This is a genomic window from Streptomyces sp. JH34 (genome assembly GCF_029428875.1).
Classification (GTDB): Bacteria; Actinomycetota; Actinomycetes; order Streptomycetales; family Streptomycetaceae; genus Streptomyces.
In genome coordinates this window covers 273,565-289,389 of record NZ_JAJSOO010000001.1, presented here as the reverse complement: position 1 = coordinate 289,389, position 15,825 = coordinate 273,565, and the positions used below count along the sequence as shown (strand labels likewise).

Below are 15,825 nucleotides of genomic sequence, written 5' to 3'. Positions count from 1 at the left end.
CCCTGCCGGCCTGACCGAAGAACACCCCACCGCCGCCCGGCTCGTGCGGCCCGGCGGCGGGGGTGACCGTCAGGCCGGCAGGGCGTGAGCCACCGCCGGATCAGCCCGGTCCGGCGGTGCCCCCGGGCAGGAACCGGCCGCGGACCGCACGGGGTGACCCGCCGAGTTCGCGGTGGCACGCCTTGTTGAAGGCCTGGAGGTCACTGATGCCCACCGAGCAGGCGATCGCCTGGATCGACATCGTCGACTCGCGCAGCAGGTGCCCGGCGTGCTCCAGACGGCGGGACCGGATGTAGGCCGCCACGGTCGACCCGGTCTCGGCGCGGAAGAGACGCGTCAGGTGGCTGTGGGAGATTCCGCTGAGCCGGGCGATGTCCGGCACCGTCAGCGGAGCGGCGAGATTGGCCTCGATGTGCGCCATGGCCGAAGCCACCGCCCCGTGCGCACCACCCGGACGCTCCCGCCCCGCGAGCCGCGCGACCCGCCACAGCGCCGTCCACATCTCCGCCGTGGCCTGGGCCGGCGCTCCCGGCATGGCGGCCAGTGCGCGCTGCAACAGCCCCGAGATGAGCGGGGCTTCCGTACCGGCGTCCTGCATGACAGGCACGCTCCGGCGCTCCCCGGCGTCCGCCACACGCAGATGCGCGTACAGGTGCTCCGACCGGCCGCGGTAGTCGAAGGTGGCCTCGGCGCCGGGCGGGACGAGACTGACCCGCCCCGGACCAATGGCATGCCTGCTGCCGCCCACGGTGAGACGCCCGCTGTAGCCGTAGAGGTGCATCTGCCACAGACCGGGCAACCGGAAGACGTCCCGCGGACCGCTGACACCGTGCACGCCGACTCCGACGTTCACCACGACCGGTGGCTCGGCCAGCGGGAGCGAGACCTGATCCATGGCGAAAATCTACCAGCGGTCAACGAAAAGAACCCATGTCCTGAGCGGCGGGGACTCATACGGTTGCCCCATGACGACCAGAGAACACTTGCTGACCTCGGTCCAGGTCGCCCGCTTCGTCGCGAGCGGGTCCCTGCGCCTGGACGCGGTGGTACCGGCCGAAATGAACGAGCAGGCGGTCGAGGTCCTGGACGCGGGGATACCTCCGGTGGCCTACGGGACGCCGCTCGCCGAGGCCTTCGCCCCGGGATCCTTCGCCCAGCGCCTGACGTCACTGCCGGCCGTGGCGGGGGCGATCCGGAGCCTCGTCGGCCCCGGACCGACCGTCGACCACCACGCCGTGCACGTACGGGAACCCCACCAGGGCTTCGCCCAGCCGCTGCACGGCGACGCCATCATCGACGTGCGGCCGGACGCGTTCGACATCCAGCTCATGTACTACCCGCACGAGGTCACGGCCGACATGGGCGGCACCCTGAGCGTGCCCGGCAGTCATCTGCGCCGCACCAACGAGACGGACACCGGCCGCTACCAGAACCTCCGAGGCCAGACGCGACTCGTGTGTCCGGCGGGGACGGTCGTCCTCCTCCATCACGGCATCTGGCACGGAGGGCGCAGGAACGACAGCGACACCCCCCGGTACATGTTCAAGATCCGGTTCAACCCGACGGTCCCGCAGGTCCGGCTGTGGGACACCGACGACCTGGACGACCCGCGGGTGGGAGACGAACTCAGGGCGGGCTTCGACTGGTACGAGCCGGCGGCGGGCCGCCTGGAGATCCACAACCGGGTGCTGCTCTGGCGGGCGCTCACCGGCGACGGCACCTTCGACATCGACCACTGGGTCACCCGTGTGAACAACCGGCCGGCCCTGGGGAGCCCCGCATGAGGCAACAGGTCCTGATCCTCTTCCTGGCCAACTCGGCACTCGACGCCGATGTCATCGGCTGGTCCTCCTACGACGGCACCGGCCGCACCCGCCCGACCACGGGCGACGGCGACGAGCCCCCCTACGGGACCGGACTCGACGCCCTGCTGGACGGCTGGCGCCTGATCCAGGCCTCCCAGCTGATCCCGCCGCACCCAGGACACGAGTACGACACCTCGTTCCTCAAGCACGAGTTCATCTTCGAGAAGCTGCGCCAGGACGGAGGCACCGAAGGGGCCTGACGCCAGGGGCGGTGCCGGCGCGCCGGGCTCCGGTGGCGACCCTCTCCTCTCCACCGACACGGAGTGCGGGGAGGCTCGGCGGCCGCCGTTCGCGCGACGACGGGACGTGCCGCCGACCTCTAGCCGAGCGCCCAGGCGACATCCCTGACCAGGGCGTGCCGCCAGCCCGCCCGGTCATGAGCCGACGGCGACCGTGAGACACGCACGGTCGCACCGGCCTGCTCGGTCAGGCGCTCCGCGAGCTCGCAGTGGGGAAGCATGCGGGTCTCGTGTTCCCCCACGTCGAACGCGACCCGCAGCCCGGACAGGTCGGGGCGCTCGCGCAGGCGCTCGGCGATGCTGCCGCCGACCGGACCGTCGAGAAGGTCCGCCCGGTCCAGGGCGCCGGGTGCCCACCAGAACGACGGTGACTGACAGGCGACGCGGGACACCAGGTCCGGGTACTCCAGGGCCGCGTACATCGCGCTCAGACCTCCCAGGCTCTGCCCGGCGACCACCAGCCGGTCCACGTCCGCGGATGCGCCGGACTCCGCCACCAGCGGCAGCAGTTCGTCCCGGACCGCCTCCCACAGCACGGAACTGCACCCGAACTCCGCCGCCCTGTCCCTGGACGGGAGGAAGACGAGGCTGACGGGCGGCATGTCGCCGTTCGCCACGGCCGATTCGAACGCGGTCATGGCCGGATGGAGATAGAGCCAGTCGTCCCCGTCCAGCAACAGCACCGCGGGGCCGCCGCCGCCCACCGGATGGACCCGCACGGTACGCCGTCCTCCCAGCCGCCCGCCGGCCCAGCGGATCCGGGTGTCCGGGACCGGAAGGACGTCGTCGGCACCGACGACGGGCCAGTGCGGCTGACGCGGAGCGTCCGGGGTCGCGAGGACCGACCGGTCACCGCCCGCGCCCGCAGGGTTGAACGGGTCGGCGTACTCCCCGTCGTCCGCGAGGAACCGGTAGGTCACCCGCAGCCGCGCCGGCATGTGCACCTCGGCGTACCAGCAGTCGGTGTCCTCCCACCGGCGCAGGGACACGGGCCCCGACCAGCTCTCGAAGCCCACGCTCGCCGGAGAGCCCCGCCACAGGAACAGGGTCACCCAGCCGCCGTCCTCGGCGGGCAGCGACGCGGGTGCTCCCGCGGCCGCCCAGAATTCCGGGCTGCCGGGCACGCCCGGCAGCCCGAACCCGGCGAACGCGTCGTCCCTGCGGGCCTGTTCCGTCACGCGGCGCATGAACGTCTCCTTGTGAGAACGGGGGCGACGCGCGGAGGGCGCATCGGTCAGGTGACCCTAACTTGATCGCCGTACCCTCTTCCACAGCACGCGCATTCCCCTGCCACCGAAGCCCGTTGACGTCCTGTCGGCGACACCGGCCCTTTGTCGGTGCCCGCGCATAGGGTCTGCGCATGACCGACTGGATACATCACTCCTTCCCCGGCCACGAGGTGAACCTCGTCTTCGCCCGCGGCATGTCCGGCGACGCGCTCGCCGCTGGACTGCGCGCCCTGTCGCGGGAACCTCTGGCATGCGGCGAGGGCGGCGAGTGGGCGTGGGCCGTCCACGACATGCTGAACCCCGAGGCCGACGACTACGACCTCGTGAACTACCCCACGCTCCGCACGGACGGCGGAGAGATCGTCGTCCTCGTGACCGAGCCGTGCAGCGCGAAGGCGCACGGCCCGGACTTCTCGTACTACCGGGACGGACGCCCTATCCTTCACTTCAGCTTCGAGGACGTGGGGCAACGAGTGGGCGACAACCCGGACTTCCTGTCGGCCGAGCTCCTCGCGGCGAACCTGATCGGCCCCGGTGCGGAGTGCGAGGCGCCGGAGGATGAGGGGCACGACTGCTTCGACCACCACGACGAGGACGAGAACCGGCTGGTGAAGGCCATCGCGGACTTCTTCGTGCTGCCCTCGCCCCCGCTCTCCGCGGAGGTGGTGGCGAGGTGAACCTGCTCGCGCCCGACACCTACGTCACCTTCTGCAGGGGAATGGACCTGCCCACCCTGTCCGCCGTCTTCGCCGAAGCGGGGCGCCCCGCCACCACCGTCGGTGAGGCGTCCGGCTGGGCCTGGGCGACCCACGACGCCGGACCGGCCTCCGACGCGGTCGACGTCCAGGAACTGGCCTGCTGGATCACCGGTTTCCGCTACGCCGACCGCGGGGCGGGCCCCGGCCGGGTGGAAACCGTCTTCCTGGCGTCCACACCTGCCTGCGCCTGCGAGCACGGACAGAACTACATGGTCCCGCACTGCGCCGCCCATCCGTTCCAGTTCGTCCACAGCCGCGGAGGATTCGAGCAGAACTACTTCAACATCGGCGCTCGCCGGGAATCACGGCGCAGTGGCGACCTGCTGGTGCGCGAGCTGCTCGAGGCCGGGATCGTGGGCCGGGACACCCCGGCCTACGACGCCGATCCCGGGTTCAACGCCGACGGGGCACACACCCTGCGGATCATCGCCAGGCACTTCCGGCTCCCCTCACCGCCGCTGCTGGTGCCGGGTGACGCCTCGGCGTGACGCCTGGGCCACCTGCGCACGGCCTCGTCCGGGACGCGGGGACGGCGGAGTGCGACTCGTTGCTCCGCCGCCCCCCGGCCCGGAATCATGGGCGCGGGGCACCGCACAAGGAACACGGCCCCAGCGAAACGACCGAGAGGACCCCGTGGCCGACCCCAGGAGCTACATCATCGAGTCATTGGACACCGGGCTGCGCCTGATGCGCCTCTTCCTCACCCACGACACGCTGTCCGTCACCGAGGCCGCCAGGGAACTGGACGTGGCCCGCTCCACCGCGCACCGCGTGCTCAGCACCCTGGAGTCACGCGGCTTCGCCACCAGGGACACCTCGGGCCGTGGCTACTCCGCGGGACCCGAACTCGTCACGCTGGGCCGTCCGGCCGGTTACGGTCCCGGGACCAGGGCCCGCCTCCAGGTGGTGCTGGACGCGGCGGCCACCGCTACCGGGGAGACCGTCGGCACCGCCGCTCTGATCGGCGACCAGGTGATCATCACGGACGGCCGGGAGTCCCCGCACCCCGTGCGCGCCGTCCTGGAGACCGGCCGCGCGCACCCCGCGCACGCCACCTCGGCGGGCAAGGTGCTGCTCGCGCAGCTGACCACCGAACAGGTCTGCGCCCTCTACCCGGACGAGCGGCTGCCCGGTGTCACCAGCCGTACGCCGGTGTCCCGTTCGGCCCTGCTCTCCGAACTCGCCGGCATCCGCACCCTCGGCCGCGCCGACAGTGCCGGTGAGTCCGTGTGGGGAATGAACACCGTCGCGGTGCCGCTGGCCGGTAACAGCTGGCGTGACCGGCTCGCCCTGATGGCGTCCATGCCGGCCGACCGGGGTGGGGAGCCCGAACTCGAACGGCACGCCGTCGCACTGCGGACCGCCGCGGGACTGCTGCCGGCGTCCTTCTGATCCGCGCCGTCCGGCGCGGTCGCCCCGCCGACGGGCCGCGGGCGAAACATCGGTGACGTCGCGTCACCTTGCGCAAGAATCTGAAAGAGCTTGCAGAAGTCCTTGACGGCCGCCCGGACGGAGCGGCAGGCTCCCAGACGTTCCCCCCACGGCAGCCTGGCGCGTGGCTGTCTTCGAGGGCACAGCCGTGCCCTGTCGTCGAAGGAGCCGCACATGCACCACCGCTTCCGCCTCATCGGCGGAACGCTGGCCGGAGTCGTCACCGTCGCCGGTCTCACGACCCTCGCCCCCTGGCAGTCGCAGGCGACACCGCCCGAGTGCACAGGAATCGGCGACGTGGACGAGTTCCGTCACGGAGGCCACCTCAGGACCTTCACGACCTCCCTGCCCGGCGGTACCTACTGCAACGTCGCCGCGGCCTCACCCGACGCCTGCGACGGCAACACCGTCACGGTCCGCGACGACGGCACCGTCCAGGCGGCGGTGCCGGCCCGCGGGGCGCTGGCGCTGCACATCGGAGCACGGGAGGCCTGACCGGCCGCGGACCGCACCACGGACCCACGACGCGCGGGACGGCACACGTCCCGCGCGCCGTGGGCGGACCGGGCCACCGGGCGCAGACCTCCGACACGACGATCCGAACCGAGAGGCACCAACACCTTCATGCACCAGCAGACCGACGTCCTCGTCCTGGGCGGTGCCGGCGTCGACACCGTCGTCCACGTCCCCGAACTCCCGCTCCCGTTCGCCGACAGCTACATGATCCGGCCCGGCATCGAGACCCGCGCCGGGCAGAGCGGGGACTTCGTCGCCCTCGGACTGCACGCCCTCGGCCTGCGCACCCACCACCTCGACATGATCGGCGACGACCACGAGGGTGACCTGGTCCGCGCCCTGCACCGCGACCGGGGCATCCCCTTCACCGAGGTTCCCCAGGCGGCCGGCACGAAGCGTGCCGTCAACCTCGTCGCTCCCGACGGGCGACGGCTGTCCCTGTACGACGCCTCCCGCGCGCACGACTCGGACCGGTTCCAGGAGTCGACGGTCCGCCGGCTCCTCGCCGGCACCCGTCATGCCCACGTCGTCATCACGCAGCCGTGCGGCTTCACCGTTCCGGTGCTCCGCGAGGCCGGGGTGACCATCTCCACCGATCTGCACGACTGGGACGGCGTCGACGCCTACCACGAGACGTTCGCGCTCCAGGCGGACATCGTGTTCCTGTCCACCACCGCACTGACCGACCCCGAGCGCACCATGCGTGACATCACCGGACGAGGACGGGCCCGGATCGTCGTCGCGACCGCGGGTGCCGACGGTTCGTACCTGCTGTACGACGACGGGCTGACGCACACGCCGGCCGTCACCCCGCCCGCCCCGGTGGTGGATTCCAACGGCGCCGGCGACGCCTTCGCCTCCGGGTTCCTCCTCGGCGTGCTGAGCGGCGAACACCCCCGGCGCTGCGCTCTCTACGGGACGGTCGCCGGTGCCCACGCGTGCACCGTGCCCTCGACGCGCACCGACGCCATCGGACGTGAGGAACTGCTCGCCCGGGTGGCCGAGGCCGAGAAGGACCGTGCGGCGGAGGGCATTCGGACACCGTGAGCCCTGAGCGGGCAGTGGTCGGCCCGGCGCGGTGACGTGTTCGGTCCGGAGGGCCCGACGCGGCGCCTCCCCGACCGGGTCGGTGGCGGACCGACGTCGACGGCCGCCGAGGTGCGGTGATCCGCGGCCCCGGATGACGGGGCTCCGCGGCGGTGTCGGAGGATGGGGGCGGATCATCGTTCCGGATCCCTGACACCTGGAGATACGCGTGGCCGGCCGTGCCCTGTCCCTGTTCTTTCGTCGTCGGCGCGCGGTCGCCGGCATGGCGACGGCCCTAGCCTCCGTCCTCGGGGCGGGCGTGCTCGCCGGCTGTGCGGGCGCCGACGGGGAGTCCGCCGCCGACGAGCCCACGCGGCGGACGGAGACCGGCGACGTGCGCCTGCCGACGGCCGGGATGACGTTCGACTACCAGATCGGCGGTGGCTACACGCCGCCCGACGGGGTGCGCGCGGTGTCCCGCGACCGCGAGGACGATCCGGCCCCCGGCCTGTACAACGTCTGCTACGTGAACGCCTTCCAGACCCAGCCCGACGCCCTGGAATGGTGGCAGGACACCCACCCGGACCTCCTGCTGAGGGACGGGAACGGGAAGGAGATCATCGACGAGGGTTGGGACGAGGTACTCCTGGACACCTCCACGCCCGCCAAGCGCACCAAGCTCGTGGAGATCGTCGGGAAGTGGATCGACGGCTGTGCCGAGAACGGCTTCCAAGCGGTCGAGCCGGACAACCTCGACTCCTTCGAGCGGTCGAAGGGCAAGCTGACGCGGGATCACAATGCCGCCTTCGCGAAGGAACTGGCCACGCGGGCGCATGGCGACGGTCTGGCGATCGGGCAGAAGAACACCACCGACCTGCTCGACCGGCACCAGGAGATCGGCTTCGACTTCGCGGTCACCGAGGAGTGCGCCCAGTTCGACGAATGCGACGCCTACGCCGACGCGTACGACGACCGTGTCTTCGCCATCGAGTACGAGGGCGAGGGCGATGTGGGCTTCGACGAGAGCTGCTCCAGCTGGGGCGGCAGGATCTCCCTCGTCCTGCGGGACCTCGACGTGCTCCCCGCCGGCGAGAAGGGGCACGTCTTCCGGACCTGCTGAGCACCGCGCCCGCCCTGGGCCAACCGCTCCCGGGCCGGGGTTCACGCGCCGTCAGCCCGCCGGACGGGAGCCCGGGGTGTGGCCGAAGGCGCGGCGGAACGCCTCGATGAAGGCGCTGGCGGAGGACCAGCCGCACCGGTGCGCGACCGTGGTCACCGGTGTCCGCCCGGCCAGGAGTACCTGGGCGTGGTGGAGGCGCAGCTGGGTGCGCCACTGAGGGAAGGTCATGCCCAGGTCGCTGCGGAACAGCCGGGACAGGGTACGGGCGCTCGCCCCGACCTCACGGCCGAGTTCGGCGAGCGTACGGCTGTCGCCCGGATCAGCCCTCAGGATGTCGCACAGGGCGCGCAGCAGGGGGCAGGTGCCGTCGTCAGTCCCGCACCTGCCGACCGCCCATTACCTCCCGCTCCTGCCCCGCCGCGCGACGCCAGGCCGATTCGCGCAGCAACCGGAGTCCGTTGAGGCCCACGATGACGGTGGAGCCCTCGTGCCCCAGGACACCGAGCGGGAGCGGCAGATGACCGACGAGGTCCCAGACGACGAGTGCCGAGATGAACACGCCGGCGACGACCAGGTTCTGCACGACCAGCCGACGGGTGGCCCGGGAGAGTGCCACCACCGTGGGGACGGTGGCCAGTTCGTCGCGGATGACGACCGCGTCAGCCGCCTCCAGGGCGAGATCGGAGCCGGCGCGGCCCATCGCGATCCCGACGTGCGCGGCGGCCAGCGCGGGCGCGTCGTTGACGCCGTCGCCCACGACCAGCACCCTGCGCCCGGCCTGTTCCAGTTCCCGGACGGCCGCCGCCTTGTCCTGGGGGAGCAGTCCCGCCCGGACGTCGGTGATGCCCGCCTCGGCGGCCAGCCGGGCGGCGGCGCGTGCGTTGTCGCCGGTCAGCAGCATCGGCGAGCCGTCGGTCAGACGGGCCAGTGCGGTGACGGTCGCCGCGGCGTCGTGCCGGATGCGGTCGGCGATCCCGAGCACCCCCACCGGTTCGCCGTCGCGCAGGACGAGAACCGCGGTGCTCCCGGCTTCCTCCAGTCCGGTGGCCGACGCGGCGGCGTCCGCGGCCGCGGGTGCTCCGGTGTGCCGCAGGAGGCGGGCGGGGGAGCCCACCGAGATCACCTGGCCGTCGACGGTGGCGGTCACGCCGGTACCCGGCGCCGAGTCGAACTCCGAGGCCGGTGACAGGCGCAGCCCCCGCTCCTGGGCGGCGTTCACGACGGCGCGCGCCAGGGGGTGCTCGCTGGGGTGCTCCGCCGCGGCGGCCAGGGCCAGCAGCGTCTCGCCGGTCAGCCCGGCGCCGGGCAGGGGGTGGACGCCGGTCACACGCGGAGTGCCCTCGGTGAGGGTGCCGGTCTTGTCCAGCGCCACCACGTCGGACTGCCCGAGACGCTCCATGACGACCGCGGACTTGACGAGGACACCGTGGCGTCCCGCGTTGGCCATGGCGGAGAGCAGGGGCGGCATGGTCGCCAGCACCACGGCGCAGGGGGAGGCCACGATCATGAACGTCATGGCACGCAGCAGACTCCCGGTCACGTCGTCGCCGAAGGCGAGCGGGACGAGGAAGACGGCCAGGGTGGCCACGACCATGCCGAGCGAGTAGCGCTGCTCGACCTTCTCGATGAACAACTGGGTGGGGGCCTTCGTGCGGGCGGCCTCCTCGGTCATCGCCACGATCCGGGCGATGACCGACTCCGACGCGTCCCGCTCGACGGCGACCCTCAGGGTGCCCGTGCCGTTCAGCGTCCCGGCGAACACCTCGTCGCCGGGCTCCTTCGCGACGGGCAGCGGTTCTCCGGTGATGGTGGCCTGATCGACCTCGCTCGCACCGTCGAGGACCCGCCCGTCGGCGCCGACGCGCTCGCCCGGCCGGATCCGGATGACATCGCCGACCGTGAGATCCCCGGTGGCGACGCTCTCCTCGCCTCCGTCCGCGGTGACGCGGGAGGCGGTGGCCGGGGCCAGGTCGAGGAGGCCGCGGACCGCGTCCTGGGTGCGGGCCGTCGCCAGCGCCTCCAGCGCGCCGGACGTCGCGAAGATCACGATGAGTAGTGCCCCGTCCATGACCTGGCCGATCGAGGCCGCGCCGAGCGCGGCCACGATCATCAGCAGGTCCACGTCCAGGACCTTCTCCCGGAGCTCCCGCAGTCCCGAGAGGGCCGGTTCCCAGCCTCCGGCGGCGTAGACGAGGGCGTACAGCGGGCCCCACGTCCAGCCCGGGGCCCCGGTCAGGTGCAGCGGCAGCGCGAGCAGGAACAGCGCCAGGGCCGCACCCGCCCATCGGGCCTCGGCGAGGGCCAGGACCCGCGTGCGACGCCGGGGCGCCTCACCCGAGCCGGCGGAGGCGAGGCGCGTCGGGGGCGGGATGACGACAGCTGGCATGGATGAACGACCCCTCACAGGCAGCGGGAACGACGACGACGCCCACCGTACAGGAATATATGAATAGGTCTTCATGTGTCATCCGTAAGATGGGCGCCATGGGCCACGGACGTGACGAGCAGACCAGCGCGACCACCCGCGAGCGCCTCGACGCCGTGGGGGCTGCGGGTGTCGCGGAGACCCTCCAGGCGCTGGCCACCCCCTCCCGGCTGCGCATTCTGGCGCGCCTGCAGGAGGGCCCCTGCGCGGTCGGTGACCTCGCCGAGGCGGTGGAGATGGAGCCCTCCGCCTGCTCCCATCAGCTGCGGCTGCTGAGGAATCTGGGACTGGTCGCCGGTGAACGCCGAGGGCGTTCCATCGTCTACGCCCTGTACGACCACCACGTCGCGGAACTCCTCGACCAGGCCCTGTACCACGTCGAGCACCTGCGCCTGGGCCTCCGTGACGCTCCCGCCGAGATCGCCGCGGCGGCCTCGGAGCGCTGAACCGACGGCGACGGCGACGGACGCTCCCCGGCGGCGCGGGAATCCCGGCGGCGCGGGAATCCCGGCGGACCCGCGGTGTTGAACCAGGTGTGAGTTCTTCCATCGCATCGACCCGGTTCTCCTTCCTCGACCGCTCCCGGACCCGCGAGGGGTACGACGGCCCGCAGGCACTGCGGGACACCGTCGCGCTGGCAGGAACGGTGGAGGCCCTCGGTTACCACCGTTTCTGGGTCTCCGAGCACCACGGTGTCCCCGGCATCGCGGGATCGGCGCCGACGGTACTGGCCGCCGCCGTCGCGGCAGCGACCTCCACCATCCGGGTCGGGACCGGCGGAGTGATGCTCCCGAACCATCAGCCCTTCGTCGTGGCCGAGCAGTTCGGGGTGCTCGCCTCGCTCTTCCCCGGCCGGATCGACATGGGCCTGGGTCGTTCGGCCGGCTTCACCGACGGGATCCGCAGAGCCCTCGGGCGCGACAAGCAGGACGCCCAGACGTTCGCCGGACAGCTCGCCGAACTCCTCGGATGGCTCGACGGCACCCAGCAGGCGCACCCCCAGGTTCACGCCCGCCCGGCCGAGGGACTGCACGTGCCGCCGTACGTGCTCGCCACCGGTGAGGGCGCCGCCGTCGCCGCGGCAGCCGGTCTGCCGCTCGTCGTGGGCGATCTGCGCGGGCGCGACAGGCTGCTACGGGCCGTGGAGGCGTACCGCGGTGGATTCCAGCCCTCCGCATGGGGCCGGGACCCGTATGTGATCGTGGCCGGCACCGTCGCGGTCGCCGGCTCCGAGGCGGAGGCGAGGCGTCTCCTGGCCCCCGAGGCGTGGTCCATGGCGTACTCGCGCACCCATGGCTCCTTCCCGCCGCTGCTGCCGGCCGAGCGGATCGAGGCGTCGGCCATGACGGAGAAGGAACGCGCGCTGTTCGAGGACGGGCTCCGCGGACATCTCGCGGGCACCGAGGACATGGTGCGGGCGGGGCTCGAAGAGGTGATCGGGGAGACCGGCGCGGACGAGATCCTGGTCACCACCAGCACCCACGACCGCGAGGCCCTCGCGGACTCGATGCGGAGGCTCGCACGGATCGCGGGCCTCGGCTGAGCGTCAGCCGTCGGGGTTACCGAACAAGAGGTCCTGTGCCGCCGGGAGTTGAAGCAGTACGCGTCGCAGATGTTCCTCGCCCGCGGCGTCGGCCACCACGCTTCCGATCGTGCGCGATCGGGGTCGGACGACCGTAGCGGAGGATGGGCCCGTGCGTGCTCTTCTCGATCAGCCCGAAGCCCGTCGGGTCTCGCGGGGTGAGCCGTCCGCAGGTGGGGGCGGAGAGCGGGGCGGGGGAGGGGAAGCCCGTGCCCCGCCCTCCGCGTATTCACCGCGTGTCACCTCACTTCCGGATTAACACGTCATCCGGGCCCGGGCAAACGCGGCGGCCCTGAGTGACACCCGGAGGCGAACCGCCCGTCTCACTCCATCGGGTAGATGTCGCCACTCGCCATGCCGCTGACCTGCACGCTCTGGGATTCGAGCCGGTGTGCTTCGTCCTGCAGGCGCCGGCGCTCCGAAGGATCGGAAGCTCGCTCGGCCGCCTTCTCGAGATCCTCGGCCCGGCCACGCATGCGCCGGAGGCGGTCCCGTACGTCCTCTGACTCGCTCATGATCACTCCCTGACACTGGGCGGAGCGGACCCCTCCACCGAACCAGGCACCCGGGGGTGCGCGCATCTCGGAGGAGAGGCCGGAAGCGTGGAGTGACCCAGCGGGCGGTGCGCTACTCGAACCGGCTCACGTCGCCCGCTCCGCGGCGCACGACCTCCAGCTCGCCTCCGGAGAAGTCGATGACGGTCGTCGGCTCGGTTCCGCAGTCGCCGGAGTCGAGTACGACGTCCACGACGTGGTCGAGGCGCTCCTTGATCTCCCAGCCCTGCGTCAGAGGTTCCTCCTCGTCCGGCAGGAGCAGCGTGCTGGACAGCAGCGGCTCACCCAGCTCGGCGAGCAGCGCCTGAGTGACGGTGTGATCCGGGATCCGGACGCCCACGGTCTTCTTCTTGGGGTGCAGCAGCTGACGCGGCACCTCCTTGGTGGCGGGAAGGATGAAGGTGTAACTCCCCGGTGTCGTCGCCTTGATCGTGCGGAAGACGTCGTTGTCGACCTGCACGAACTGGCCGAGCTGCGCGAAGTTCTGGCAGACCAGCGTGAAGTGGTGACGGTCGTCGAGGTTCCGGATCGACCGGATGCGGTCGATCCCGTCGCGGCTGCCCAGCTGGCATCCCAGGGCGTAGCAGGAGTCCGTCGGATAGGCGACGAGGGCGCCGGACCGGATGCTCTCGGCCACGTTGGTGATGGTGCGGCGCTGGGGGTTCTCGGGGTGCACATCGAAGTACTTGGCCATCCGCCGAGTCTACGGCCTCGGTCCGGCCGCGTTCCGCTCACGGCGTGGGCGGTCGGGCTGCCGCGCGCCCGGTGGCGGCCTCCCAGGAGCCCGAGGAGGTACCCCGCCGCCGTCCGGTCCGGCGATTGCGTGATGGTTTCACCCGGTCGACACTTGGACGTGAAGTTGCTGGACGGGGGTCGATGGAGGATGTGCTCGCATCATGCCCAGCCCGGACCGCGCCGACCACGGGGAACACGATCACGAGGTCGCGATCCCGCCGGACCAGGGGCCCGGTGAGAACCGGTCCGACGTCTTCCTGGATGTCCCCGCTCTCCACGTGGACGAACTGAACCTGGAGGTCGACGACCTGGAGGCCCATGTCTCCCTGCAGGCGGAGGTGCTGGACCTCCTCAAACTGAACGTGGGCGCGGACGTCCGCCTCGGGCGGGTCGAACTGGGCATCTCGGGGGTGGACGTACAGGCACAGCTCAGGGTGCGGCTCCACAACATCGCGGCCATCGTCACCCGTCTGCTGAGCACGGTGGACCGCAACCCGCAGATACTCGAGCAGTTGACCCGTGGTGTGGGCGAAGCGGTCGAGAACGTCGGGGCCGGCACCGGCAAGGCCGTGAAGCGACTGGGCGAGGGCACGGGGGCGGCCGTGAGCGATGTCGGGCAGGGTGCCGGGAAAGCGGTCGAGTCCGTCGCGGACGACGCGGGCACGGCGGTGAAGGGGATCGGTGAGAGTGCGGGAGCTGCCGTCGAGGACGTGGGCGGGAGCGGTGCCGGAGCGGCGGGCGACGCGGTCGGAGGGGTCGTGCGAGGTGTCGCCGGAGGCACCCAGGACGAGGAGGAACCCGCCGCCGCGGAGAAGACGGAATCGGGCAGGAGGCCGCGGGCCGAGCGCGCGTCAGCGTCGAACGAAGCGACCCCTGCCGAGAAGGCGCCACCCCGGAAGGCGGCACGGAAGAAGGCCGCGGCCGGGAAGGCCCCTGCGAAGAAGGCGGCGGCCGAAGCGGGTTCGGCGGCGAAGCCCGCCGCGAAGAAGTCCCGCGGTGCGGCAGGGCGACAGGCGGGCAAGGCCACCGGAAGCGTGGCAGGCCGACGTCGGCGCCCGACTTGAACAGTTGTCACGGGGTGGAGGGTGCAGAAGGCAGCTTTCCGCGGAGGTCTGTTGTCATCCGCCGGGAGCACCGCCCCTTCCTGGCCGACCCGTTGGACCACGAAAGCGGGCCGGCCCCATGCGCGTGCGCCGCATCGGCCCCTCAGACGCGCCGGCCCCGCCAGAGCCAGGCTGCTGTGCCGATCAGCAGGGCCAGCATCCCCAAGTTGGCGAGCAGGGCCGGGGTGTCACCGGTCGGGCCGCCGCTGGACAGGTTCCAGGTCGCGATGACGACGCTCGGCACGACGGCGGCCAGCAGGACCCCGGTGGTCTTCCGGACGGCGGTCCAGTGCACCGAGGTGCAGAGGAGCACCGCGCCGGCGACGCGGAACATGAATCCGAACAGCGGGCCGGGGGATTCGGAGAACACCATCACGAAGGGCAGTGAAAGGGTGAGCATCAGAAGCGGGACCAGGGGGTGCACCTTGCCGCGCCGGGCAGGTCCACCGGCCCCGTCCGCGGCCGGGATCCCGGTCGCTCTGCTCCCGGCCTCGGCCAGTGCCGTCGCCGCGATCGTGCGGGGGTCCCCCAGTCCCGCCAGGATCTCGCCGAGCGTGGCGTCGGGGCGTTCGGCGCGCGTCACCTCTATGTGTTCCGCGAGGTCGGCGAGAAGCTCCTGACGGCGGTCGGCGGGGAGTGCGGAGGCCTCACGCTCGACGGCGGAGAGGTAATCGCGTACGGATGCGGCAGGGGTCTTCATGCGAGTTCTCCGGTGGAGGAGGGCGGGGTGGACAGGAAGGTGTCGACGGCGTCCCGGAAGCCTGGCCAGACGCGGGTGAACTCGTCGAGCGCGGCCCTGCCACTGTCGGTGAGTGCGTAGTAGCGGCGGGGTGGTCCGGATGCGGACTCCTGCCAGGTGGTGCTGACGAGGTCGTCGCGCCGGAGCCGGGAGAGCAGCGGGTAGACCGTGCCCTGGCTCGTGGCCAGGGCGCCGGAGTCCTCCAGCGCCTGGAGGAGTTCCACGCCGTAGCGGGGGCGGTCCCGCATCAGGGCGAGTACGCAGTACTCCAGGACACCCTTGCGCAGCTGGGCGGCTGCCCGGGCCTGCTTGGTCGAATCACCAGGTTCCATGCGATGCAAGATACCTGGTCCGGCAAGGGGTCAGTCAAGAGGGTGGCTGGTCACCCGGCCCCGACGGGCCCTCGATCCGTGTATCGGTGTCGTCCGTCGCCTTCCGGAGAGCACTGCGCCCCCTGAGCCGTCCTCTACGGAGGGCTCAGGGGGCGCGGGTGTCAGTGGCCG

General features: G+C 71.9%; 17 protein-coding genes and 3 pseudogenes. 11 read left to right on the top strand and 9 right to left on the bottom strand.

Translation table 11 applies throughout. From position 1 onward, the window contains the following. Positions 1-100: 100 nt before the first annotated feature. Positions 101-895: an AraC family transcriptional regulator gene (locus tag LWJ43_RS01545; RefSeq protein WP_277330438.1), complete on the bottom strand. Its 795-nt coding sequence runs from the start codon at positions 893-895 to the stop codon at positions 101-103. Positions 896-965: 70 nt separating this feature from the next. Between LWJ43_RS01545 and LWJ43_RS01540 the strand changes: the two genes are divergently transcribed. Both LWJ43_RS01540 and LWJ43_RS01535 read left to right on the top strand, forming a co-directional pair. Next, positions 966-1,784 carry a phytanoyl-CoA dioxygenase family protein gene (locus LWJ43_RS01540; RefSeq protein ID WP_277330437.1) on the top strand — a complete coding sequence of 273 codons (819 nt, stop codon included), beginning with the start codon at positions 966-968 and terminating at the stop codon, positions 1,782-1,784. After that, complete coding sequence (locus LWJ43_RS01535; RefSeq protein ID WP_277330436.1) at positions 1,781-2,065, top strand: hypothetical protein; 285 nt, start codon at positions 1,781-1,783, stop codon at positions 2,063-2,065. The genes LWJ43_RS01540 and LWJ43_RS01535 overlap by 4 nt, the downstream gene beginning before the upstream one ends. Before the next feature lie 119 nt (positions 2,066-2,184). On the opposite strand, the gene LWJ43_RS01530 is transcribed toward LWJ43_RS01535, so the two are convergent. Further along, positions 2,185-3,291 carry an alpha/beta hydrolase-fold protein gene (locus LWJ43_RS01530; RefSeq protein ID WP_277330435.1) on the bottom strand — a complete coding sequence of 369 codons (1,107 nt, stop codon included), beginning with the start codon at positions 3,289-3,291 and terminating at the stop codon, positions 2,185-2,187. A 173-nt stretch (positions 3,292-3,464) separates the two neighbouring features. On the opposite strand from LWJ43_RS01530, the gene LWJ43_RS01525 reads away from it, so the two are divergent. From LWJ43_RS01525 to LWJ43_RS01500, 6 genes and pseudogenes are all read left to right on the top strand, one after another. Then, the gene (locus tag LWJ43_RS01525) at positions 3,465-4,010 is read left to right on the top strand and encodes a hypothetical protein (RefSeq protein WP_277330434.1); all 546 of its coding nucleotides are present in this window, start codon (positions 3,465-3,467) and stop codon (positions 4,008-4,010) included. Then, positions 4,007-4,579 carry a hypothetical protein gene (locus tag LWJ43_RS01520; RefSeq protein ID WP_277330433.1) on the top strand — a complete coding sequence of 191 codons (573 nt, stop codon included), beginning with the start codon at positions 4,007-4,009 and terminating at the stop codon, positions 4,577-4,579. Before LWJ43_RS01525 ends, LWJ43_RS01520 begins: the two co-directional genes overlap by 4 nt. 145 nt (positions 4,580-4,724) lie before the next feature. After that, positions 4,725-5,483: an IclR family transcriptional regulator gene (locus tag LWJ43_RS01515; RefSeq protein ID WP_277330432.1), complete on the top strand. Its 759-nt coding sequence runs from the start codon at positions 4,725-4,727 to the stop codon at positions 5,481-5,483. Between the two features lie 366 nt (positions 5,484-5,849). Further along, a pseudogene (locus LWJ43_RS32995) lies at positions 5,850-6,017 on the top strand (alpha amylase C-terminal domain-containing protein); the annotation flags it as partial. 129 nt (positions 6,018-6,146) lie between these two features. After that, complete coding sequence (locus LWJ43_RS01505; protein ID WP_277330431.1) at positions 6,147-7,085, top strand: adenosine kinase; 939 nt, start codon at positions 6,147-6,149, stop codon at positions 7,083-7,085. A gap of 208 nt (positions 7,086-7,293) precedes the next feature. Further along, positions 7,294-8,184, top strand: coding sequence for an endo alpha-1,4 polygalactosaminidase (locus LWJ43_RS01500; RefSeq protein WP_277330430.1), 891 nt, complete (start codon positions 7,294-7,296; stop codon positions 8,182-8,184). A 51-nt stretch (positions 8,185-8,235) separates the two neighbouring features. On the opposite strand, the pseudogene LWJ43_RS01495 reads toward LWJ43_RS01500, so the two are convergent. Both LWJ43_RS01495 and LWJ43_RS01490 read right to left on the bottom strand, forming a co-directional pair. After that, a pseudogene (locus LWJ43_RS01495) lies at positions 8,236-8,547 on the bottom strand (helix-turn-helix transcriptional regulator); the annotation flags it as partial. A gap of 7 nt (positions 8,548-8,554) precedes the next feature. Continuing rightward, entirely contained in the window at positions 8,555-10,570 is a 2,016-nt protein-coding gene (locus LWJ43_RS01490; protein WP_277330429.1) for a heavy metal translocating P-type ATPase, read from the bottom strand. A 98-nt stretch (positions 10,571-10,668) separates the two neighbouring features. Between LWJ43_RS01490 and LWJ43_RS01485 the strand changes: the two genes are divergently transcribed. Together LWJ43_RS01485 and LWJ43_RS01480 are read left to right on the top strand one after the other, a co-directional pair. Then, entirely contained in the window at positions 10,669-11,055 is a 387-nt protein-coding gene (locus LWJ43_RS01485) for an ArsR/SmtB family transcription factor (protein ID WP_277330428.1), read from the top strand. 89 nt (positions 11,056-11,144) lie between these two features. Beyond that, complete coding sequence (locus LWJ43_RS01480; protein WP_277330427.1) at positions 11,145-12,152, top strand: MsnO8 family LLM class oxidoreductase; 1,008 nt, start codon at positions 11,145-11,147, stop codon at positions 12,150-12,152. A gap of 3 nt (positions 12,153-12,155) precedes the next feature. Here LWJ43_RS01480 and LWJ43_RS01475 read toward each other — a convergent pair. From LWJ43_RS01475 to LWJ43_RS01465, 3 genes and pseudogenes are all read right to left on the bottom strand, one after another. Continuing rightward, positions 12,156-12,254: pseudogene (locus tag LWJ43_RS01475) on the bottom strand (DUF2267 domain-containing protein); the annotation flags it as partial. A gap of 260 nt (positions 12,255-12,514) precedes the next feature. Next, a complete protein-coding gene (locus tag LWJ43_RS01470; RefSeq protein ID WP_277330426.1) occupies positions 12,515-12,706 on the bottom strand; it encodes a DUF6381 family protein in 192 nt (63 codons plus the stop codon). 112 nt (positions 12,707-12,818) lie between these two features. After that, on the bottom strand, positions 12,819-13,439 hold the full coding sequence (locus LWJ43_RS01465) for an L-threonylcarbamoyladenylate synthase (protein WP_277330425.1): 621 nt from the start codon (positions 13,437-13,439) through the stop codon (positions 12,819-12,821). Positions 13,440-13,641: 202 nt separating this feature from the next. Between LWJ43_RS01465 and LWJ43_RS01460 the strand changes: the two genes are divergently transcribed. Continuing rightward, entirely contained in the window at positions 13,642-14,544 is a 903-nt protein-coding gene (locus LWJ43_RS01460; RefSeq protein ID WP_277330424.1) for a hypothetical protein, read from the top strand. Positions 14,545-14,686: 142 nt separating this feature from the next. Here LWJ43_RS01460 and LWJ43_RS01455 read toward each other — a convergent pair whose 3' ends face one another. Next, the gene (locus LWJ43_RS01455) at positions 14,687-15,283 is read right to left on the bottom strand and encodes an HAAS signaling domain-containing protein (RefSeq protein WP_277330423.1); all 597 of its coding nucleotides are present in this window, start codon (positions 15,281-15,283) and stop codon (positions 14,687-14,689) included. Further along, a complete protein-coding gene (locus tag LWJ43_RS01450) occupies positions 15,280-15,654 on the bottom strand; it encodes a PadR family transcriptional regulator (RefSeq protein ID WP_277330422.1) in 375 nt (124 codons plus the stop codon). Before LWJ43_RS01450 ends, LWJ43_RS01455 begins: the two co-directional genes overlap by 4 nt. Between the last annotated feature and the right edge of the window lie 171 nt (positions 15,655-15,825).

What these genes read in the sequence shown, in the direction of transcription:
- LWJ43_RS01485 (WP_277330428.1), top strand. Translation starts at nt 10,669, where the DNA reads ATGGGCCACGGACGTGACGAGCAGACCAGCGCGACCACCCGCGAGCGC.
- LWJ43_RS01530 (WP_277330435.1), bottom strand. Translation starts at nt 3,291, where the DNA reads ATGCGCCGCGTGACGGAACAGGCCCGCAGGGACGACGCGTTCGCCGGG.
- LWJ43_RS01470 (WP_277330426.1), bottom strand. Translation starts at nt 12,706, where the DNA reads ATGAGCGAGTCAGAGGACGTACGGGACCGCCTCCGGCGCATGCGTGGC.
- LWJ43_RS01460 (WP_277330424.1), top strand. Translation starts at nt 13,642, where the DNA reads ATGCCCAGCCCGGACCGCGCCGACCACGGGGAACACGATCACGAGGTC.
- LWJ43_RS01465 (WP_277330425.1), bottom strand. Translation starts at nt 13,439, where the DNA reads ATGGCCAAGTACTTCGATGTGCACCCCGAGAACCCCCAGCGCCGCACC.
- LWJ43_RS01450 (WP_277330422.1), bottom strand. Translation starts at nt 15,654, where the DNA reads ATGGAACCTGGTGATTCGACCAAGCAGGCCCGGGCAGCCGCCCAGCTG.
- LWJ43_RS01535 (WP_277330436.1), top strand. Translation starts at nt 1,781, where the DNA reads ATGAGGCAACAGGTCCTGATCCTCTTCCTGGCCAACTCGGCACTCGAC.
- LWJ43_RS01455 (WP_277330423.1), bottom strand. Translation starts at nt 15,283, where the DNA reads ATGAAGACCCCTGCCGCATCCGTACGCGATTACCTCTCCGCCGTCGAG.
- LWJ43_RS01525 (WP_277330434.1), top strand. Translation starts at nt 3,465, where the DNA reads ATGACCGACTGGATACATCACTCCTTCCCCGGCCACGAGGTGAACCTC.
- LWJ43_RS01490 (WP_277330429.1), bottom strand. Translation starts at nt 10,570, where the DNA reads ATGCCAGCTGTCGTCATCCCGCCCCCGACGCGCCTCGCCTCCGCCGGC.
- LWJ43_RS01545 (WP_277330438.1), bottom strand. Translation starts at nt 895, where the DNA reads ATGGATCAGGTCTCGCTCCCGCTGGCCGAGCCACCGGTCGTGGTGAAC.
- LWJ43_RS01540 (WP_277330437.1), top strand. Translation starts at nt 966, where the DNA reads ATGACGACCAGAGAACACTTGCTGACCTCGGTCCAGGTCGCCCGCTTC.
- LWJ43_RS01505 (WP_277330431.1), top strand. Translation starts at nt 6,147, where the DNA reads ATGCACCAGCAGACCGACGTCCTCGTCCTGGGCGGTGCCGGCGTCGAC.